The organism is Bacteroides sp. BFG-637, assembly GCF_024793605.1.
GTDB classification, from domain to species: Bacteria; Bacteroidota; Bacteroidia; order Bacteroidales; family Bacteroidaceae; genus Bacteroides; species Bacteroides vicugnae.
Genome location: NZ_JANUPD010000002.1, coordinates 4,147,114 through 4,169,730 on the forward strand (window position 1 = coordinate 4,147,114; position 22,617 = coordinate 4,169,730).

Here is a 22,617-nt window from a genome sequence, read left to right on the forward strand (position 1 = left end):
CGAATAATAATGAAAAATAGATATACTTTACTTTTGTTTTTTCTGTTTTCCATAGTTGCGGATTCTGTAGCGCAGCAGCCGGAAAAGGTTACTATCAGCGGAACGGTATATGACAAAGCTATAGGAGAGACAGAAACATTTCCGGGTGTAAATATAATATGTCAGGACGCTAAGACTAAAAAAGAATTGCCGGTACAGCTTCTGATTTGGAAGGAGCTTTCTCTATTAAGGTTCCAGTCGGTTCCGATTTAGTATTCAGCTATGTGTCATATAAACCTACTGTATATAAGGTGCGGAAAGCTGCTTCTGGCATTAGTATTTTTTTGGAAGAAAATGTCAATGAAATTGAGGAAACTGTTATTATAGGTAATCGTAAGGTAAGTAAGGCTAATGCAACTTCAGCTCATACGGTAATCAAGGCGGATGAATTAGCACAAACACCAGTTTCCAATGTGATGAGTTTATTACAAGGACGTGTAGCTGGTATGGAGGTCCAGTTGAATAACGGATTACCAGGAGCACAGGGGACATTCAATATTCGTGGTATTTCGGATATTTCGGTTGTGGGTGATAAGGAAACCGGATGGGACTTGGCTTCTTCTGCTCCTTTATTCGTGGTTGATGATATTCCGCAGGATGATGTAAGTGATTACAACTCCGAAGGATTGATTAGTGGTTCAGGCGTGAGTCCGCTTTCTACTATTGCATTGGAAGATATCGATAATATACAGATATTGAAAGATGCGGCTGCTACATCACTTTATGGCTCAAAAGGGGCTTATGGAGTAATTTTGATAACAACTAAAAAAGGAAATTCATCCAAACCCAAAGTAACCTATTCCGGTAACTTTACGGTTTCTACACCACCCAGTTTACGTGAAGTGGCTATTGGTAATGCAGAACGGAATATTCTGCGATGGCAGATATTGAATAATGATACGTCGCAAATATATCACGGTTATCAGGATATTATGTTCATGCCGTCTGTCTCTGATAGTTTAAACCCTTATTTTAATAATAATACCGATTGGCAGGAACAGTTCTATCGGGTTACTTATAATCACTCTCATAACTTGAGTTTTATGGGAGGAAGCGATTTGTTCAATTATAAAATCAATGGTAACTATTATACAGAAAAAGGTATCGTAAAAAATACAGATTTCGATCGCTATGCTCTGACTGGAAACATGAACTATAGATCACCTAATTCTAAGTTTACTATTGGTGTGGACATGAAGGTCAGTTTCACCGACAATAGTACCGGTAGTGGGAATGCTGTGTCACAATCTGGAGTTGCTAGTGCAGCAAACGCTTCTTCATTGCTTCCTCCACCTTCACTTTATTCGGCCTCTATGGATGCTTTACAGGTCTTCGGTATTACGAATTCAACAGTGAAATCCGGATATTCGGCTACTGTGAATCTGGGATATAAACTTCCGTTTAAGATACAATGGAAAGGTATTTTTAATTATTCATATGATGCGAGTGAACAGGAGAAGTTTACTCCTGCTATTCTAGCCAATAATGGTTATCAGGCCATTGCCTATAATTATAGCAGCAATACTTCAAAGATTTATGTAAGTACCCATGCTAGTCGCTCTTTTGATTTGAAGTATATCGGTTTAGATTTGACTGCGGGTATCCGTTATGATTCAAGAACAGCTACAGGTAATTCGATAACTTTTACCGGATTGCCCAATGATTATATTGTTGGTCCTGTCGGACATGGTAAATCAAGTGGAAAAGCTACAGTTAGTGAGAATCAGAGTACTTTCTCGTTGATTTTTAATCCGAGTATCAAGATTAAAACTAAACAAAGCTTTAAGGCAGGTGGAGATAAATACATTGTCGAGCCTTCTATTAGCCCGGAACTTAGTTCGGTATATGGTACTAAAACGAAATGGAATTTTAATCCCGGAATCGGACTTCGCTGGAATATTGGTTATGAAGATTTTATGCGTCCCTTTGAAAGTTGGTTGGATAATATGAATATTCGTCTAACTTGGGGGCAGGTAGTGAAATATAAAGCCACTCGTTATGATGTATGGGGTACATACGATATCAAGGCTGAAAATACTTATAATGGACAGTCTTATATCCCCATTGATTTTGCAAAGCTTCCCAATGCACAATTGGATCCTATTACAACTACTACATGGAATTTGGGTTATGGATTTTCATTATTCAATGGACGATTGGGGGCAACTCTTGATGCCTACTATAAACAAGTAGACAATCAATTGAGTGATATTTATTTACCCGATCATTCAGGATTTGATAAGATGCGAAGTACGGAAGTGAGTTTGGTCAACTATGGCTTGGAAGTAGCATTGACCGGAAGGCCTCTTCCTCTACGTAGTAAATGGAATCTCACTTGCGGACTAAATTTCGCAATCAATAGAGATGTTATCACTAAGTTGCCAAATGAAGCCCGCCAGATTTTAAATAATGATGCATGGGTTGCTAATCGGTTAGGAGCTAACACAACTTCCATGTTGCTTTATATAAATAAGGGAGTATATGCTACAGATGAGGATGTACCAGTCAATCCGGTGACAGGTAAACGACTTAAAATCGGTAGAAATGATACAGAAGAAGCTTATTTCAAAGCGGGTGATCCCATTTGGGTAGATGTCAACGGTGACTACGTTATTGATGAGAAAGATCGTGTAGTAGCTGCCAATGCCCGTCCTAAAGTAACTGGAGGATTTTATTTTAATTTGAGTTATAAAGAATTCAGTATGCACGTAAATACTTCGTTTGTGTTTGGACGTGATATTATCAATACTGTGTTAGCAAGAACTTTTGAATCATATAGTAGCCCTGTAAAGAAAAATATAAGTGATTTGCGCAGTAATGCGGCACTTGCTCCTATAGAACGATATAATTTTTGGACAGAAGATAACCGTTATAATGCCCAATATCCTAATCCATATAATTATATCCATAATAAGATTATTGACCCTTTTAGAGAGGAGCAAACTCTTTTCGTAGAAGACGGATCTTATTTCAAACTGAATACGGTATCTTTTTCATATCGTTTCCCTAAAGAGTGGTTAAGCTTTTTCCGGGTAAGTGGTGTTACGTTGAAGGCATCTGTCAATAACATTTGGACTTTCTCCAAATACTCGGGCATTAGCCCTGAGAATGTGACAGGTTTAGGACGGGACAACTCCGGAGGATATCCTAATCCTCGTACATGGACAGTCGGTGTGACATTGAATTTATAATTAGTAATATAAAAAAAGAAGGTTATGTTAAAATATATATCAATAGGTTTGCTTTTGATTTTTACATCCACGTTTTGCGGATGCAAATTGGATACGGATGATGAAGATAAGATGCCGGGAGATAAATTTTGGAGTGGATCGCCGGCTAATGCTGAAGCTTTTATGCTTAGTATATATCAAAGTTTGCGTACGGCTACTACATCATGCGGTTTTTTCCTTTATTCTGGAGATGTACGTTGTGCTCCTATTACAGGGCAGAGTACAAAAAATTATCTGTATTTGATTCAGAACAATATGAAAGATTATAAGGGAGTAAAGGATAGTAAAGAAGAGGGTAGTTCGAAGGACTGTGGAGCTATTTATAACTGGAAGAACATGTATAGAGTTGTGCAAGGTGCCAATATCATGATGGAAGAAATTACCAATATTCAGGGACTATTAGGAGAAGAGGTGGAACTGTATCGGGCGGAATGTTGTTTTTTACGCAGTTTGGCTTATTTTTTTATGGTGCGTATGTTTGGTGATGTTCCCTATTATACGGAAGCCTATTTTGCCAATCCATTGCCTCGTACTGATAAGTCTGTGGTACTTAAGAACTGTCTGGTAGATTTGCAAACATTTCTAGATAATGATCCGGAAGGAAAAATTCTGCGTTGGCGAAATGGAAATGGGAGTTGGCGTGCTAATCGTGGTTCTGTATTGGCATTAATGATGCACATCAATATGTGGCTGGCTTTTTTCGATGCAGACAATGCTCATACATATTATAGTGAAGTGAAACGCTTGGCTGAAATCGATTCGTGGATTGATGGTACATATTATTCCTTGCAGCCAATGGAACAGATGTCCAATGTGTTTAGGGGAGACTCTAATGAGGGATTGTTTGAAATAGCACAGAATATTACAATGGGCGAAATATTTAATACAGATAATATGTGGTGTACGAAGGTTGTGTATGAAGTCCGAAACCAGACGAAACCAGAATTTGCATATAGCGAGGCCTTTCTAACCCAACTTTATCCGAAAGAGACAAAGGATTTGAGAAAGGAATATTGGTTCAATTATTTATATCGTGAAGAGGAAACAGGTGGAAGTTCAAGTATTCGTCCGATAGAAATTATTAAGTTGTTGAATGCAGATGAATATAAATCCAGCACTATCCCGAATGCGGGTAATTATATTGTTTTTCGTCTTGCTGATGTAATCTTACTATATGCAGAAGCACTCAATAATTTGGGAGAAGTGGAGAAAGCATTACAAGAGGTTAACCGTATCAGACAACGGGCAGGAGCTCCTGATTTTACAATGGAAGATGATTTGGATGCCTCTATTTACTGGGAACGTGTACGCGAATTGTTAGGAGAAGGGCAGTATTTTTATGATCTGGTACGAACAATGAAAATAGCAGATGCTTCTTTTGCAGTGTTCTCTGATGATAGCGGACACCGTGAGACGATGGCAAATTTGCGACAAGGTTCTTGGACATGGCCAATCTATAAAGGTGCACTGGATAATAATCCTTATATGTCTAAGAATATTTATTGGGAATAATGACTATGATAAAAGAGCAAATATAATACGAAGGTCATGAAAAATATAAGAAAAACGGTTTATGGAATATGCATATTACTACTTACTCTTTTGATGAGTAGTTGTAATAATGATGATTACTTGGTAGACGGAGGAATTAGTAACCCTTATTTCGATGGAAATGTAATGCAGTATCTGGAGTCTCGCCCCGACTTGTTTGAGGATTTGGTAAAAGTAATCAAATTGACGAAATGGAACGATATCTTGAGTAATGAAGAGGTTACTTTTTTTGCTCCTACAGATTTCTCCATTGATAAGAGCGTTAATCGTCTAAACTATTATTTGTATAATTATGAAGGGAAAGATCAGATCACGGACCTTTCACAAGTAAAATCCGAGGTTTGGGAAGATCTTATCGGTATGTATGTGATGGAGGGTAAATACCGATTGAATGATATTGCACAGATAGATACTACAGCAATAAGCATGCATCCGGGACAGACTAATCTTACTTATGATAAAAGTTATAAGATGACGATGGGAGTTTGCTATGGTGATGCGAATGGAATTAAATATGCAGGCTATAGACAGATTATGTACGCCTATCAAGATTTTGGGTATCCGGAATATGCTTATGTGTCATCTTGTAATATAGAACCTCATAACGGTATCGTACATGTTATCAGGCTTGATCATTACCTTGGATTTAGTATCTCAGCCTTGTATAGAAAAGCACTTGAGGCTGGTATTGATTATCCAGACAAGAACCGGATGACTGTTGGTAAAGAAGAAGATGAAGAACACTTACTAAAAGATGAAGAATAATGAATAAAAGATATTGCGATAATAACAGAGAGCAGCTGCGCAAAGCAATAGGGATACTGTGTATGGTTGCTTTGTCATTGGCCGTAGCCAGTTGTAATGCTGACGAAGAAGATTCTATCAAAGAAAATCCTTATTCGGGCGGGCGTGAACCACTAACTGTGAAGTTGCTCTCGGAAACGCCTGATCCAGAGACTGCTGGACCAGGTGCGGAGGTTACCTTTAAAGCTGCTGGATTGGCTAAATACTCTCATAAAGCTGAAAATAAATTCGATTTTGAGTTTTATATATCCGATGAGCAGTGTGAAATTGCGGCTGCTACTGATTCTACCTTGACCATTATTATACCGGAAAATGTAAGTTCGGGAACAACTTATTTAGTTTTGGAAAATCAGATCTTTTACGGACCTTATTTTAATGTATCAGGTAGTGTATCTGTCGATCAGGGTTTTGAGTTTTATAAGACTGGTCCGAGTCACGGTTCTATTTTTGCTTGTGTACCTTGGTCGGGTAATACCCAACAAACTACAGAATTTTATTTGTGTGGTGATTTCGAGCAAAGTAAAAATAGCTCGTATGCAGGACTTTTGATGGTTAATAATGAGAAGGGCCTGATAAATTTTGGTACAGCTAATAAGTTTGCGCTTAAATATGGGATATATTGGCGTATATATGTTGATGATGGAAATACGATTTCTTCTTATTCTGCTAAGTTAAGTGGTATGGATTCTTGGAAAGCAGATAAGGAATCACCTAAAGCATTGTTATATGGTTGGTTCAATGATTATGAAAGGTGGTCTTCAGTAACGTTGGATGGGTTTAGTTTTAGGAATGTGCTTTTAGTGAATAATGATATGACGGTTATGACGGAGAAAAGAAAATTCCCGGATCCTGATGGTAATATGAAAGAGATAAATATTCCGGTTTTCAATGGAGGTACAGATATGTTAAATGGAATTATACGTGCTTTCAGTACAACAGATGGAAAAATAATAGCTGTTACTAATTCCAGATGGCATGTACATATAGACTATGAAAATACGACTTGTAGCACAGACGGTAAAGCCATTATACCTGCAGAGATATATACAGCGATTAAATCAGTGATGAGGATGGATGAATACGGAACTTTGGATTTGGGGTATCGCCGAAGTATTGTCACTCCGGAGGAAGCATTGCCAGGAGCGAATGGAGAAATAAAGGATGCATGTATGACAAATGATGAGTCAATCATTATTGTTGGTGATTTGACTGCATTTGATGGTAAAACTGCAAATAATATTGTAAAGTTAGATAAGAATGGAGTAGTGGATGATGCTTTTAGTGCAAATGTTGGCGCTGGTGCTGATGGAGAGATAACTAAGATAACTTACACGTCTTACACTGATGAAGAAGGAATACCGCAAGAACGTATTGTTATTGTAGGTGGTTTTACTACTTTCAATGGAAAATCGGTTCCTGGATTAGCTGTATTAAATGTAGATGGTACTTTTGATATAGAATTTGAATTGAAAAAAATGGAAGGTGGAAGACCTAATTTTGCAAAAATAGTCGATTTGACTCCTTATTCCGACATACATAAACCACATCTTGTTATTTCCGGGACATTTAATAAATATGCAGGAATTACTCGTCAGGGATTTTTGATTTTGGATATGAAAGGTAATGCCATTCAAGAATTTAATGTGCCTGGCAGATTCTATGGTGAATTGTATGATGCACAATATTCCTTGACATCAGATTATGCCAACGGGCTATTGTTGACTGGTGACTTCACTTCTTTTGATGGTAAACGAATGAATAATATTGTGATGTTGAAAGTGGATGTGAAGAATGTGGTAAATACGTATGAATGAGTAACCTTAAAACGAAGAGAAACAAGATGGAAACAATGAACTACAAAACAATAAGAAAAGTGGTGTGTAGGTGTATGACGGGAATGTTGTTATTGGCTGCCGTGAGTTGTGACGGCACGATGGAAGATTCGTTGCGCTACAATTACCCGGCATCAGGTTCCAATTATGACTCGGGACATGTACTGCTTATAGTGATGGATGGTGCCGCCGGACGCTCAGTGCAGTCTGCTAGAAATGCTGATAAAACTCCCAATCTGAAAACAATGATTGCTCATGCGATGTATACTGATTATGGATTGGCGGATGGAACCAATAAATTGGTCAATGATGAACAAATGACAGGAGCACGTGGATGGGCTAATTTAATGACAGGCAATACAGCACATGGCATAAAGACAGAAACGCAATTAGAACAGGCCGGAACAGTAGATAACTTTTTGTCAAGACTGGTAGATGCTGGTGCTTCTGTTAGTATGTACGCAGCCAGTAATCGGTTTCATGCAGCTTTTAGTTCGGATGATATGAACGCTCCTGAATTAGTAGGAGGGGATGAGGCTGTTAAAGAACATGTTTTGGAAGAACTGCAATTACCGCAAACATCCGATTTGGTTGTTGCACAATTCAAAGGGGTAGTCGATGCGGCTGATGGAATTTTTTATAAGGATAATGGAGATCCGACAGAGGATGTTTCGAATGCTATTGGAAAATTGGATAGCTATATCGGAGAATTTTGGAATGCGTTGAAAGAGCGTCCCGGCTATACCCGAGAAAGATGGCTGATTATAGTAACCTCTAATTATGGAGGGAGTTGTTCATCTATGGAATCCCCTGCTACCCATTACGACGACAGAACAAGAAATACGTTCACATTGATGTATAATCCTAATCTGGAATCCACAGTACAGGTCACTCCGGGTAATTCTGCGTTAGCTTATACTTTCTATACTCCTGCTTATTCATATGATAACCGATATCCGAATCCTACAACGTATGCGGAATCAGCACGATTGGGAAATTTGGAAATGGGAGAGTTTGTCTTTGACCCAACGACAAAAGAAATAGCCCCTATTACAATTCAGTTTTTCTTGAGAGCTAGTACATTGGGATCCCAGAAATATGTTATTATGTCTAAGAGTACTGATATGAATGAAGATAACAAGGAAGCTAATGGATGGTTTTTTCATTTTAATCAAGATAATAGTAATAGACGTATTTGTTTTGGCTTTGGGGATAAAAGAGCAATATTCCAGACTCAAAACGAAAACGTTCTTGATCTTGATTGGAGAGAGTGGCATGTGGTTACACTGACGCTGGAACCAGATCCCAAGAAAAAGGTGAATACATTGTTGACCATATATTTAGATGGAAAATTAAATAATTCTAGTAGCCAGACAAATGCTAATATGGTAAAATGGTATGCTGCGACTCCTAGTTTGGCAACATCCAAACAAGCGCCATTACGTATCGGAGGAACAGAAAACAGGGATTCTCAAAATACTCAAAGGAATACAAAAGGGCAGCAATCAAAGAATTATATGTATGTATCGAATCTCCAGATTTACAATAAAGCTTTGACTGCAGAAGAGGTGGAATTATATGCCGGAAAGAATCAACTTCATAAATTGGCGGATGCGTATCCTCTTTGGGATAACTTGGTAGGATATTGGCCCTGTGATTTAGAGGAAGATCAGTTAGAACCGATTATGAAGAATTATGCCAAAGATAATAAGGAAAATGATGATTCTGATGATTTTGTTATAGACCGTGGTGTAGCTAATGCATGGACATCGGGTAGTGAGGTATCTTCAGGTATGCATCCTATTCCCGAGTCAGATATAACATATTATAGTAAAACATTTAATACGGTAGACGTTTCTCGTCAGGTATTTTCTTGGCTTGGAAAGACAGTGCGATGGGATTGGAATATGGAAGGAAAGGCCTGGAAGTTAACTTATACTCAACTTTCGGATGAAAACAATTAATGCTTAAATTTTACAGAAAATGAAAGATAAGATAGTTTATATGCTTCTGACCATAGGACTTGTGTGGGGAGCGATAGCGTGCGAAGATAAAGACTTTGAGGGAATTGTCTCTAATACGGATGATTACGTGTCTGAAACGGGAGGTGATTATTACGAAGGAGGAGGTATTGATGTCAGCCATTATGATCGTGCACGTGCTTTTCCAGGATTAGTGGATACATTGAAGGAGAAACGACTTGATGAGGCTATTGTGAATATAGATTTGTCCCGCAATTCGGTTGCGTCGGATAAGGTAAACCTGAAAGCAGTGGCACCAGCTATTTATAGTACCGGATTGTATGCAGGAGCAGGTGAAAAAATAACATTGACGTTGGATGATGATGTGAAAGGGCTGATTGTGCAGATAGGGGTTCATACACGTGATCTTTCTTCTTTAGTAGGAACAGCTTATTTGGAACGTGATGCAAAAATAACATCAGCTATGCCATTGTTTCAGGGGACCAATGAGATTCGTAATCCTTACGGTGGATATATTTGGATCAAGCGTACAGGAGCTAACAATTCTGATGCTCCTACGATTTCCGTGAAAGTAAAAGGTGCATATGCAGCTCCTGATTATATACAGGGAGAAACTGATGCGGACGAATGGATACAGAAAATAAATGAGACAACAGTACCATGGATTGAATTGCGGGGAGAGCAGATGGCTTTTTCTGTCCCCGTGAAGTACATGAAGCAGAAATTACAGCAGGGTAAGACCTTTGTAACTCAAATGGATGAGGCTCTTCGATTGTGGAACGATTGGATGCTTTGTTACAACGAGTTTTATGGGCTTGACGGAGAAGATATAGAGAACTATCCTGACTTCCCTGTATTAGGGTTTCCGTTCAGGGAGGTGATGGATGTGCACTTATTGACTGAACGTTTCTCATATTACAGTACAACAAATGTGGAATTACTCTCTTCTGAAGAGGTGATTGACGCTATTACTGATCCTGAACTGATTAAGCAGAATGCTATAAATATTTGTCACATTATGGGATGGATACAGACAGATATGTATATCCCAACTTATTTTCCTTCAACTACTTTGTCAGATTTCAAGAATATGTATTTACTGATGCCTAATTATTATTTTCTATATAAAAATGGTTGGTGGGGAGAGACAAATACCTCTAATTTGTTTTCAGGTAAGAAACAAGGAACCAATGTTATGGCTAGTACTTCTTATCAGTTGCTTTCATCAGCCTTTACAAATTTAGCGGCTTTTGCAAATGCTGATAGTTGTAAAATATTTAATAAGAATGTGGGGGGATCTGTGGAATCTGATTATGGAAGTGCACAGACTTGGCCTGCTGTACTCTCTTTTTTTTCTGCCATATTGAGTTATGAGCAAGTTGATGCAGATAAAGATGGTTGGAAGTACTTCGGTTATCTCAATCGCTTTTTAAAAAAACAAAGTGAACTATTGCCTGCCTCTCGAAGATTGAATATGCAGGATGCTATGCTAACTTGTTTGACTACTTATTTTGAACGCGACTTTTCTCAATTATTCGATCGTTGGGGAATTATGGTAGGAGATGCACAGCGTGTAGAAGCTGCCAAGTATAAGCATGTGGAAAAACGTATATGGGATTATAATCCGTTAAAGAAGAATGAAACTGCAGTATTTGATGGAAAGGCATTTCAAACATTGTCTGGGAAATATCCGTACCTGCATTTACGTTCTGACTGGGCCGTAGTTGCTTATTCGGGTGAAGAAGACAATTTGAAGGCAAAAAATTACAGCTATAATTTCTTTGGAAACAAGCATTTGACTAATTTGGAGGATAATCCTGATAAATATAATGAAGCGTATTGTTCACCTTATAATCTTTTTGATAATGATCCTAGTACACTCTGGTCCTCTTATCATGATCCTTATACAGATGTAAAGTGGTTTGATGGAGAGCAGAAATATGCTTTTAAAGTAGACAAGTTATATTATGGAGCAAAGACTCCTGATTACCCTTATTCTCTAGTGGTTCAGCCAGGAAATGTGGGAATAGATATAGATGGAGTTTATGTGGCGTTTGGTGATTATAATTCCGAAGCATCTATTTATAATGGTGATGTGAAGGATTATCAGAAATATGATTTTCACCCTCAACATATTATGGTAGAGGTAACGAATGATCAGTTGAGTTATGATGATATAGATACGTTGTATACCAATATTAAAGATATTCAGTGGAGACGCGTCTATGATTCAAAAGATGATCCGAAAGGAGGTAAAGTTAATGGGCAGCAGTTTTGGCCGGATCGGCGTAATACATTCTATGTAGAGTTTGCAAGACAGAGCGGGGTGACAGGAATCCGTCTAATTATGGATACAGATAGTCACGTGGCAAAAGACCGTCCCGCAAATTTTCCGGTTGATGAAAAACCTAACCGTCCGGAATTTGCTAACAAATACCTGAACCGTATACAGAAGATTGCAGAGTTTGGAACGTTTTATTTTAAGGAGGATTGATAAATATGAAAACACAACAGATATGGAAATGTGGCTTCTTGGTAGTAATGGTATTGGGAAGTATACTGACTGCATGTACCAAATATGATACGCCTATGGAAGTGGAAGAGGAAGGCAAAACAGCAAGCCGTGCCTCTATTGAAAAGTATGTGCTTTGGATTAATCTCGATGGTGCTGGAGGAGGAGATTTGGCAAAAAATGCTTTTCCCGAGAATGGAACAATAAAGGGGATGCTTCCTCACAGTCGTTATTCTTGGAATGGGATGGAAGCGGAGCATGTGGAAGGAGAGAACTATACATCTACAGCGGAAAATGCAATTGCATCTGCTTCAATGTTGACCGGCAATATACCATTGAGACACGGAATGTCGGATAATACTTATCAGTCGGAACAAGTGTTTGATCCGGATTTTGATGAATCATTGAAGGCTTATCCTGGCTTTTTTCAGTATATTACTGATTATAACAAATCAATGAAAACATTAGCTATTACGCCATGGAAAACGCTGAATGATAAATTATTGGATGAAGCAAGCGTAACAATCACCTCTACTTCGGATGAGGAAACATTGAGTAAAGCTTTGCAAAATATTGATGAAGAAAATAACCGGGTAATTTATCTTTCTTTTCGAAGTGTTTTAGATGCTGCAGTGAGTGGAGGAGGATGGAATACAGGAAATACCGCTTATGTGGAAGCTATGTCGAAGATGGATGATTATATAGGTCAGTTGCTGGATGCTGTTAGAGCACGTCCGAATTATTATTACGAAGATTGGTTGGTAGTTGTCACTTCTAATCATGGCGGAACAGCTAATGGTACTTATGGAGGGATGTCTTTGGAAGAACGAAATATGTTTGGTGTTTTTTATTATGATCACTTTACACAGTCGAAAGAGATGAATCCAGGAGTAATAGAAGATGTCTTGTGTTTTGACCAGTCATTTTATGGAACAGTTATTGATTCCATAACTCGTACTCCAGACTTGAAAGATATTGCGACTATGCGCCAGATTTATTCACCTGATTCATTAGATGGTGGAATGACTGTTGAATTCATAATGGCGGCAAGACCTTCTAATAGCCATAGTTATGTTCCCTGGAATCAGGATGGGATAAATATTCTTAAGAAAGGAAATTGGTATGTAAAGTTAGACCATACTTATACATCTGGAGCAGCTTCCTTTTTTGGACAAAGTGATGGAACCATGTCACAAAACGGAGCAGCTAATTTTCTGAATCCTATGGTTCATACGTTGACTTCTACTATGAGACTTTATAATTCAGAGGCATATATCGAGAAGAAGGAAGAGGCTGGTAATGAATATGACCAAAATGGTAATTATGTGGGTGGTGATCAATGGGGGAATATAACTCCTCCATATACAAAGTCTATTTTCAAGCGGAGAGGAAAACTTGCTTTGTATAATTATTATGACGGGATAAAGAAAACGCCATCTGGTACCATTATAGAGAAAGAGGTCGACTGGGAAAAGCAATATTTTACAGATAATACAAATTTGGAGATTAATGGTGGAATGAGAAACTCATGCCGTTATATTCTTGAAATTCGTATTTGGAATAAAGAGTTTGCACCAGAGGAGGTTGTAAATTATAGCAATAAATTGAAGTTGACTTCTTCTGATCCTAATTACCAGCATCTTATTGGCTATTGGCAATTCTATAAGGGAGATAATGGTTTATACATACAGGATGACTCAATCGTAGTCAATCAGATAAAGACTGTGAAGAAACGTTTTGTGAAGAATCGATCAATAGGAGAAGATGGTAAGGAAGTGGTTGAATATGAATATAGAGATATACCGACGGAGGGTATTCGCTTGCGGAAGAAAATAGTAGGTGCCGATGGTAAGAGTTATTATACCAATATTAAAAAAGAGGAAGGTGATATATTACGTTATATGACTATGCCTAATACGCTATATCAGACGATGTTGACTGATGGAAGAATGATGGAAAGTGTGTTACCAGTGCCTGCTGTTTTGGAATGGATGGGAGTTTCTTTTCCAACCGAAACTACACGAGATCAGAAATTTAAAACCTCTAAATTGGATGGTGTAGCTAGCTCGTATGAGGCCGAAAGTAAAAAAGTCGTATGGCGCGGAATGTTCTTAGGTGATTATACGAAAGATTTGGAATGGCGCGATTATGACAAATAAGGATTTTTTTAATAGGATAAGTTTGATAAGGGTGTCTTGCGAGATACCCTTTGTTTTATACATATATTACTTCTTGAATCTAGAAATAATTGAAAGTGTATAGGGCAGGAAATGTATATGCGAATAATTAGGGTAATATAAGATAGATAGTATTAATACGTAAATTGGAGTTACAAAGGGAGCGTAAAATAAACTGTGTCAAGCCTTCTTTTCTCTAAAATCTCTTCGGTCGGGGAACGCCCAGCGGCAAGGGGCGGGACCACCCGTCCCGACGAGCGACAAAATTAGATTAAAATCAATCGTTCTCCAAATTTAATTGCTAATTGTTGTGCAATTATAGCCCAATTAGCAATAGGCATAGTCCACTTTTTACGTACGTTCCGGTAAGCAAGATAAACCAATTTTTCAAGGGCTGTATCCGTAGGGAATATGCCCTTGTTTTTGGTAACCTTACGAATCTGCCGATGATATCCTTCAACAGTATTAGTAGTGTAGATAAGTGTTCTAATACCTTGAGTAAATTGGAAATACGCAGATAGCCGTTCCCAATTATCCCTCCATGATTTTATCACAATAGGATAAAGTTTTCCCCATTTCTTATCCAAATTATCCAGTTCCATTTCAGCTGTTTCTTTGCTTACAGCTTTGTAAACAAGTTTAAGGTCTTTCATAAATTCCTTTTGATTCTTGCTGGCTACGTATTTGATGGAGTTGCGAATTTGGTGGACAATACAAAGTTGGACAGTAGTATCAGGATAAACACTCGCAATAGCATCAGGAAAACCTTTCAGGCCATCTACACAAGCTATCAGAATATCCTTCACACCACGATTCTGAAGATCCGTAAGGACGGACAACCAAAAATTAGCGCCTTCGCTATGAGCAATATACATCCCTAAAAGTTCTTTATGACCTTCCGAGTCTATTCCCAAAACATTATAGATAGCGCGGCTGACAGACTGACCGCGATCATCCATTACTTTATAATGAATAGCATCCATGAAAACAATGGGGTAAACAGAATCAAGACTGCGAGACTTCCAAGCCTTTATTTCCGGAAGTACACGATCGGTGATTGAACTGATTGTATCGGCAGATACACGATTACCTAAGTTTTCCTCCATCCAATCACTGATTTGACGCGTACTGTTACCCAAAGCATACAAACCGATAATACGATCAGAAACGCTCTCCGCAAGAACCGTTTCACGCTTCTTTATAAACTGAGGATCAAAGCTGGAATTACGATCACGGGGAGTGGAAACAGTAACCTCCCCTAAGGGAGTTTGAACCTGCTTATGCATCCTGCCATTACGGCGATTACCCTCTTCACGCTCTGTTGGACTAAGATGCGCATCCATCTCACCTTCCAAGGCGGCGTTAAGAATACTTTCTAAAAGAGGAGCAAAAGCACCATCTTTACCTAACAAGGATTTACCCGATTTAAGTTGTTCGAGAGCCTTGTTCTTAATACTTTCAAAATCAAATTCTTCGTTCATAAAAAAAACTGTGTTAGCAAAGTTAATTCTTTTTTCTTTCCTGACACAGTTTAAATTACATTCTCGTTACAAATGAAAAGTGTATTTTTAGTACCTCCTTCACCTTTTTACTGGAATCCTTATCCAGAAAGGGAAAGCGGGTGAAGGAGGAGAGGTTTCATCACTCTTTCATTTAAATAACTTAACAGGGTTGATACTTAGAAAATCTTCTACTTTCATACCTCCCTCTCCAACAACCATTGTTGCGTATGGATGATACATTTTTCTGATTTCTTCGAGTCCTGCATTGTAGGTTTCGCTATTGCTTTTTACTTCAATCGTTACTATACGACTTTTCTTTTTCAGTATATAATCTACCTCTTTGTATTTTTTCTCACCAGTAAAAAACATTAATTGGTTTTTACTCAATGGCATCTACAAATATAAATAATTTATTGTTTTGCATTACCTTTATATTCTTATTCTTTGTATTTCACAGCTACCGAAACCCTGTAATTGCCCGGAACGGGTGTATAAATGGGTTGGTGGGTAGTCCCTTTGTTTTGCAACTTCTTTTCTGCGATTAGTCTTTTAATATGGCGGTATGCAGTAATTTGTGTCATTCCGCAGAGGTACTGGAAGTCTTTTCGGGTGATAAGTTGGTTTTCCGAAAAATACTTTGTCAATTCCATATCTATCTCCACTTCGGAAAGTCCGGCAGAATGCGGCCTATATTTCGAACGGTGAAATTCCATATCAGAAAGTTCGGCTTTCAGTTCTTTATCTGCTTTGAATTTGATTGCTTTCAGCTTTACTTTATGTACTCGCTTGTCTTTAGGATCCCGTATTTCTTCTTCGCAGGAAAGAGTTACTTGTAGATATCCCAATCCGTCGATATGTACCTTTTTTCCTTCTTTAAGACACTGTGCCACTTCGTATTTCAGTTCTTCCAAAGTTGCTATCACATCAGACGGGCTTAAAGAACAGCGCTCGTGAATGCGGTAAACCAATTTCTCTGTATTTACTGTTTCATAACTAATCGGACGTGCATGATACCTTACCTTGTTTTTCTTCTCCTTCGGCATCGGAGTCTTATATAGTTCAAATTGTACTGCCATAGTCTTTCTTTTTTCTTTAGATGTTTGTAGATTATCTTCCTGATATTCCTTAATTTTCTTCTTGATATTTGTTACTTATCATTGCTGTGATAAGTGCTTATCATTAATGTGATATGTATATGTCATTACTGTGATAAGATATTATCATTATTGTGATAAATAATAAATGTCCGCATCAAAGATAAGGTTTAATTAGGAGATAAACAAGAAACAATAAGGTAAAATGCCAAGTTCATTTTTATAAAAATGAAGGGATTAAAAAGTTGTAAATCCCATATTCCGGATATTATATTCGCATCCATTAAATACTAAAAACGAAATTTTATGGACAAGAAAAGTGTGCTGCTTTCATTATGGCAGAAGTTTGTAAACCGCTTTTGTAAAAGCGGAGAGTGTGAAGGATTACTGGAAGAAATATCAAAGTCTTCGGTTAGTTGTTATGAGGTGTCTAAAGATAGGAAGGAAATAAAGAGAAGGGCTCACTTTCTAAAGCGAAAAATTTGACTGCAAGTGTAGACCTTTTTTTGAAATCTCATTATGATTTCCGTTATAATGTTCTGACGGAAGAAACTGAATTTCGTTTGTTGGAACGGATGAACGAGGGACTTCAGCCTGTAAATCAACGTGTGTTGAACACTTTCTGCCTTGAAGCGCATGAGGCCGGTATTGGATGCTGGGATCGTGATCTGTCACGTTGTATTTATTCTACCCGCATAGCTGAATATCATCCTTTCAGGCTTTATCTGGATGAATTACCTGAGTGGGATGGGATAGACCGTGTGTCCGCATTGGCACGACGGGTTTCGGAAAATCCGTTATGGGAAAAAGGATTCCGCATTTGGATGCTGGGGATGACGGCACAATGGATGGGGGTAATGGGAGATCATGCGAATAGTGTTGCTCCCTTGCTCATCAGTACGGAACAGGGATATTTTAAATCTACTTTTTGTAAATATTTGCTTCCTCCTGTGCTTCGGTGTTATTATATGGATAAGGTGGATTTAACAAGTCAGGGAAATGTGGAGCGTAGACTGGCGGAGATGGGACTTCTCAATTTGGATGAATTTGATAAGTTTTCTCCTGCAAAAATGCCATTGTTGAAGAATCTGATGCAGATGTCTTCATTGAGGCTATGCAAAGCATATCAGAAAAATTACCGCTCCTTGCCTCGTATTGCTTCTTTTATTGGTACGTCTAACAGGAAAGATTTGCTTACTGACCCGACTGGTAGCCGCAGGTTTATTTGCGTGGAAGTAGAGCGCCCTATTGATTGTGAAGCGATTGAATATGAACAACTTTATTCACAATTGAAAGTGGCAATCTTGTCAGGTCAACGTTATTGGTTTACGAAAGAAGAAGAACAGGAATTGCAAAGGAACAATATGGCGTTTTACCGTCAAGGACCAGTGGAAGATGTACTGCGTGCTTGTTATCGACCGGCAGAAAGAGAAGAGGAGTGTGATCTTCTTTCTGCGGCTGATATATTTCAATGTTTAAAAAAGAGGAATCCTGCAGCTATGCGTGGTGTCAATCCGGCAAGTTTGGCGCAAATATTGGTAGCGGTGGGGATAGAACGTAAACATACTAAGTTTGGAAATGTATATCGGGTAATATCGGTTTGAGGAGTGTGAACTTGGTGGTGAAGGAGGTCCCTTCACCCGCTATTGCCCTATAGGAAGGTGCTGTGAAGGGTGAAGAGATTTTATTTATTTTGTTTAAATTGAATGTCAGATTGAAAAATGAACCTTTTTGAATGATATGGGTACTTATTGGAGTAATATTTTCAGGATATTTGCACGATAATTCTAATAAATAACAATATTGTATACTTATAAAATTTTTAGGAACAAATGACATTTGATGATTGGAATAATATTGTTACATCTAATGCGTATTGGATAAACTTGGTATTGGTAATGATTATATTAGTTGTTTTTTATAGACAATATAGAGAAATACATATAAGAAAAGAATGTGAGTTATTGGCAAGAATGGAGATCGAAAAAATAAAAAAGGAGCTTGTAAAAGAAATAAAAGCTAAAAATGACCTGGAAATGGATGTGAAGCGTTTTCGGTTGATTTTTAAAGGACTTCCTTTAGTTGTGAATAATGTAATTACAGAGTCTGATATTGAGGCGTTTCATTTTTATATATTATTGAAGAAGAATACTTCTACTATAATATTAAATTGCTCAGTAGAAGAATGGAAAAAACTTTTTTATTTTTCGGATATGATCTCGGACCGATTTTATTCGCGTTTATTGTATGCATATCCACAACTTGGACAGAGGGAGTTATGTTTATGCTGTTTGATTCGTTTGAGGTTCTCCAATCGGGAGATTGCAACCTTACTGGGTATTAAGGAGGAATCTGTATTAAGGAGTAGGAATAGATTAAAAAAACTATTAAATGTAAATAGATATCAGACACTGTCTAATTTTGATGAATATATAATAAAGTATTGACATGAATGAATACGTGGTAATTGGGAAGTGGTTTTACTAAGTTCTTATAAGGAGGTGATACAATTTCTGTTGAAGAACATGTTTTTTTGTCCAACTTTTAGGACGTATTTGAACTTAAATTGTTGAATGGTAGTATTTTTGATTGTCCGGTATATTCTTCTCTTTTTATGATTTTACGAAAGAAATGGCTTATTTTTGTATATTCGAAATTCATAATGCGATTGCTTATTTATAAAAGATACTATATATGGAACAAACTTATTTTTTTGATAACGAGATTAAAGAGGTTCTTATTCCATTTTGCTATCCAATCTGATTAATTATGATAAACTGAAATATGCTGTTCCTGCATTTGTGTATAATTATGATACAGCAAAGTTATGTGGAGGGCATGATGTGGATATGAGTGGTAAAATCTTTAAATACGGAGTGGAAAGGAGAGATTGTTCTGAAGATGAATATGATTCCTATTATGATTGGGAGTAATTCCAATAACTGTTATTGCAAATATCTAGATATTACTATAAATTTATTAATAACTTAAACAACAGGAATATGAAAGAGATGATCTTTATCTTTAGTTTATTGGTTTTGCTCTCATGGGGCACTAACGGTGTGTACGCCCAAGTTCCGCAAGAAATATCAGAAGAATATAGAGCGTTGGATCGTGAATTGTATAAAGACGAGCGCGGCGGCATGTCATACGAAGCATTGCGGGGTAAATATTTGGAGAAACTTACTCGATTAAAAGAGCAAGCGGACGCTTTAATGAATACTCAGACCGGCGATGTTAAAACGGAAGAGAAGAAAGAATTGGTGAAATGCCTGAAGAGGATGGAAAATAACATTTTCAAACTGACGACTGCACAGGAACTGCTAAAACAACCGCGTACAAAATTGGTGGCGGATAGTTTGAGGGCTACTACGCAGGACTCTGAAGGTTATACAAAGAGTTCTCAAATCATGAGAAATTATCAAAACACGCTGATGCGGGAGGTTTTGGATCGTTACCCCGGAAAAAGCAATGACAAGATTCGGAGAGCGGCGGTGGATTCCGTTTTCACTATCATGAGGGCTTTGCGCACCGTTCCTCGGAAACCTGTTAAAAAGACAATCAAATTATCGAACGGGATGATGAAGTCAGGTCATCTCGTGTATGCTATTTCTGCTTTGGGGGATTGAATGAAGCGGGAAAGAGTGAAACCGTGTTCCGTTTCATCTCATTTAATAGTAAAGGAAACTCAAAAGAGATTCTATAAAATTGATATTAGATTCTTTATGATATTATAAGAGATCATCATTTTTTACTGATTGAAAAAGTTGGTTTTGGATGATATTGATATGATGTTCGGTTAGTTTTAAAAAGGTCGTCTATTATTAGGATAGATGACCTTTTAATTTATAGCATATGAACAACAGTTTATGAAGGAAGATTCAGGCATGATTTATTTTTGAACCTCTTTGAATGATTATCAGACTCCATATAAAGTCGTATACCAAAGATTTGGAACTTTTTGAATGATTAGAATACCCGTTTCTCTATTATTTTTAAGAACTTTGCCACTGTGAATTAGTTCGATGACTTTCGTTGGCTATAAATTTTAAATTAATAATAAAAAAGAATAGACATGAATTACACAAAAATGAAATCTGGTTTAAAGAAAGGGATAGTAGGTGTATGTATCTTGGTAGTAACCCTGTTGTTTACTACCCCGCTTTCGGCACAAACGAATGGTAAATCCGGTAAAGGACTATACGAACTGTTTAGTACTAAACTGCCGGATGGTGCTCAATGGACAAAGCCGGATAGTAAATTTGTACGCGATGGAGGGTATTCTAAGAAATCCGAGAACTATATATATGTAAATGCTTCTAAAAGTCCGGCAGAGCTGACCGGACTATCTATTCCCATTCGTGAAAATCCTGGGCCGGGTGAATATCGTTATATCACCTTTGCATGGGTAAAATGGGGAGGAGAACAAATAGGTATGAAATTTCATGTATCTGAAAAGTCTGTTAATCAGAAAGGAAAGAAATATGATTTTACATATATTGCTGGGGAACCGAAGGATCTAATTAATCAGTTGACTGGCCTTAATCTTGGTGACAAGCCCGGGCATTGGATGGTGATGACACGCGATCTTTGGAAGGATTTCGGTAACATTACATTAACCGGAATGTCATTTATCTGTCCTGAAAGACGTGATGCGGGTTTTGATGAGATTTTTTTGGCAAAAACGCAGGATGATATAAAAAATGCTCCGAAAGTACTTCCGAGTGAAATTGCTACTGTTGTACCTGTAGTGGAGGAAGATGATGAATTGATGTATAATGAGGCGGTATCAGATAGTATTGCAGTCGATCAGGGAGTACAAATTGACTGGGGAGCACAGATCAAGGCAGGTGGTTCAATGATGTATCCGTTGTATTTATTGGGAGTGATTGCTTTTGTAATTGCTATCCAGCGATTGATTACTTCGCGTCAAGGCCGTTTGGCTCCGAAACCTTTGTGTAAAAGTGTCAATGAATGTTTGATAAATGGAGATTTGAAAGGAGCGTTGACTGCATGTGATAAATATCCTTCCACATTGGCCAATTCGCTACGTTTTATTTTCGAGCATGTAAAAGCCGGACGTGAAGCTGTAAGCCAAACAGCGGGTGACATGGCTGCACGTGATATTCGTACGCATTTAGCACGTATTTATCCTCTTTCTGTTATTGCTTCATTGGCTCCGTTAATCGGTCTGTTAGGTACTGTTGTAGGTATGATCGAAGCATTCGGTTTGGTTGCTTTATATGGCGATGAAGGTGGTGCTTCTATCTTGTCTGATTCTATTTCCAAAGCATTGATAACAACCGCTGCCGGTTTGATTATAGCAGCTCCTGCCATTGCTTTATATTTTATTATCAAAAATCGCATTATGCGTATGGCTTCATTGGTTGAGGTTGAAGTTGAAGAAGTGATAACCAAATTGTACCTGGATAGTAAGGAGGAAAAGCATGAGACTGAATTATGATGACGATGATAAAGTAGAAGTGCAAATGTCTCCTTTGATAGACTGTGTGTTTCTGTTGCTTATTTTCTTTTTAGTGACTACGATGATGAAAAAATGGGAGATGCAGATTCCATTGACACTTCCTACAATGACTTCAAGCCTTTCCACTACACGGGCGGGTGAGGAAGCGGTGATTATCTCAGTAGATGAGAAGAAGAATGTGTATCAGGTAGTAGGACACGATGCCTATTCTGGTGAAAGCACTTACTTGCCTGTGAAAGATTTAAGTGCTTTTCTTTCAGATTTACGTAATAGTCGGGGAGTGGAGACAAATATTGATGTGACGGCTTATCGTACTGTGCCGGTAAGTACAGTGATAGAAATATTCGACCAGTGTCAAATACAAGGGTTTACACATACACGTGTACGCCTTGGGAGTAAACCATATTAA

The 22,617-nt window shown here is 37.8% G+C and carries 16 protein-coding genes and 1 pseudogene; 14 read left to right on the forward strand and 3 right to left on the reverse strand.

The window, feature by feature from the left end:
• The first annotated feature begins 9 nt into the window (after window positions 1-9).
• The 8 genes from NXX38_RS15940 to NXX38_RS15975 are packed head-to-tail and all read left to right on the forward strand — an operon-like array spanning window position 10 to window position 14,109.
• On the forward strand, window positions 10-252 hold the full coding sequence (locus NXX38_RS15940; RefSeq protein WP_258980147.1) for a hypothetical protein: 243 nt from the start codon (window positions 10-12) through the stop codon (window positions 250-252).
• A complete protein-coding gene (locus NXX38_RS15945) occupies window positions 207-3,230 on the forward strand; it encodes a SusC/RagA family TonB-linked outer membrane protein (protein ID WP_258980148.1) in 3,024 nt (1,007 codons plus the stop codon). The genes NXX38_RS15940 and NXX38_RS15945 overlap by 46 nt, the downstream gene beginning before the upstream one ends.
• A 24-nt stretch (window positions 3,231-3,254) precedes the next feature.
• Window positions 3,255-4,781, forward strand: coding sequence for a RagB/SusD family nutrient uptake outer membrane protein (locus NXX38_RS15950; protein WP_258980151.1), 1,527 nt, complete (start codon window positions 3,255-3,257; stop codon window positions 4,779-4,781).
• Window positions 4,782-4,817: 36 nt separating this feature from the next.
• Window positions 4,818-5,585, forward strand: a complete 768-nt coding sequence (locus NXX38_RS15955) for a fasciclin domain-containing protein (RefSeq protein WP_122137731.1) — start codon at window positions 4,818-4,820, stop codon at window positions 5,583-5,585.
• Entirely contained in the window at window positions 5,585-7,438 is a 1,854-nt protein-coding gene (locus tag NXX38_RS15960; RefSeq protein ID WP_258980153.1) for a DUF5008 domain-containing protein, read from the forward strand. The genes NXX38_RS15955 and NXX38_RS15960 overlap by 1 nt, the downstream gene beginning before the upstream one ends.
• 26 nt (window positions 7,439-7,464) lie before the next feature.
• Window positions 7,465-9,420 carry a LamG-like jellyroll fold domain-containing protein gene (locus NXX38_RS15965; RefSeq protein ID WP_258980155.1) on the forward strand — a complete coding sequence of 652 codons (1,956 nt, stop codon included), beginning with the start codon at window positions 7,465-7,467 and terminating at the stop codon, window positions 9,418-9,420.
• 19 nt (window positions 9,421-9,439) lie between these two features.
• Entirely contained in the window at window positions 9,440-11,932 is a 2,493-nt protein-coding gene (locus tag NXX38_RS15970) for a M60 family peptidase N-terminal accessory domain-containing protein (protein ID WP_254008927.1), read from the forward strand.
• 5 nt (window positions 11,933-11,937) lie between these two features.
• Complete coding sequence (locus NXX38_RS15975) at window positions 11,938-14,109, forward strand: alkaline phosphatase family protein (protein WP_258980158.1); 2,172 nt, start codon at window positions 11,938-11,940, stop codon at window positions 14,107-14,109.
• 284 nt (window positions 14,110-14,393) lie between these two features.
• Here NXX38_RS15975 and NXX38_RS15980 read toward each other — a convergent pair whose 3' ends face one another.
• The 3 genes from NXX38_RS15980 to NXX38_RS15990 all read right to left on the reverse strand — a co-directional run bounded on the left by NXX38_RS15980 (window position 14,394) and on the right by NXX38_RS15990 (window position 16,705).
• Window positions 14,394-15,608, reverse strand: a complete 1,215-nt coding sequence (locus NXX38_RS15980; RefSeq protein ID WP_258980034.1) for an IS256 family transposase — start codon at window positions 15,606-15,608, stop codon at window positions 14,394-14,396.
• A gap of 168 nt (window positions 15,609-15,776) precedes the next feature.
• Window positions 15,777-16,016, reverse strand: a complete 240-nt coding sequence (locus tag NXX38_RS15985; RefSeq protein WP_258980160.1) for a hypothetical protein — start codon at window positions 16,014-16,016, stop codon at window positions 15,777-15,779.
• 50 nt (window positions 16,017-16,066) lie between these two features.
• Window positions 16,067-16,705, reverse strand: a complete 639-nt coding sequence (locus tag NXX38_RS15990; RefSeq protein ID WP_258980162.1) for an HU family DNA-binding protein — start codon at window positions 16,703-16,705, stop codon at window positions 16,067-16,069.
• A 464-nt stretch (window positions 16,706-17,169) separates the two neighbouring features.
• Here NXX38_RS15990 and NXX38_RS15995 point away from each other — a divergent pair.
• From NXX38_RS15995 to NXX38_RS16020, 6 genes and pseudogenes are all read left to right on the forward strand, one after another.
• Window positions 17,170-18,327, forward strand: a pseudogene (locus NXX38_RS15995) (VapE domain-containing protein); the annotation flags it as partial.
• 228 nt (window positions 18,328-18,555) lie between these two features.
• Window positions 18,556-19,170 carry a hypothetical protein gene (locus NXX38_RS16000; protein WP_258980166.1) on the forward strand — a complete coding sequence of 205 codons (615 nt, stop codon included), beginning with the start codon at window positions 18,556-18,558 and terminating at the stop codon, window positions 19,168-19,170.
• 300 nt (window positions 19,171-19,470) lie between these two features.
• Entirely contained in the window at window positions 19,471-19,656 is a 186-nt protein-coding gene (locus NXX38_RS16005; RefSeq protein WP_122137737.1) for a hypothetical protein, read from the forward strand.
• Between the two features lie 69 nt (window positions 19,657-19,725).
• A complete protein-coding gene (locus NXX38_RS16010; RefSeq protein WP_258980167.1) occupies window positions 19,726-20,352 on the forward strand; it encodes a hypothetical protein in 627 nt (208 codons plus the stop codon).
• Between the two features lie 446 nt (window positions 20,353-20,798).
• On the forward strand, window positions 20,799-22,187 hold the full coding sequence (locus tag NXX38_RS16015) for a MotA/TolQ/ExbB proton channel family protein (protein ID WP_258980168.1): 1,389 nt from the start codon (window positions 20,799-20,801) through the stop codon (window positions 22,185-22,187).
• Complete coding sequence (locus NXX38_RS16020) at window positions 22,171-22,617, forward strand: biopolymer transporter ExbD (protein WP_258980169.1); 447 nt, start codon at window positions 22,171-22,173, stop codon at window positions 22,615-22,617. Before NXX38_RS16015 ends, NXX38_RS16020 begins: the two co-directional genes overlap by 17 nt.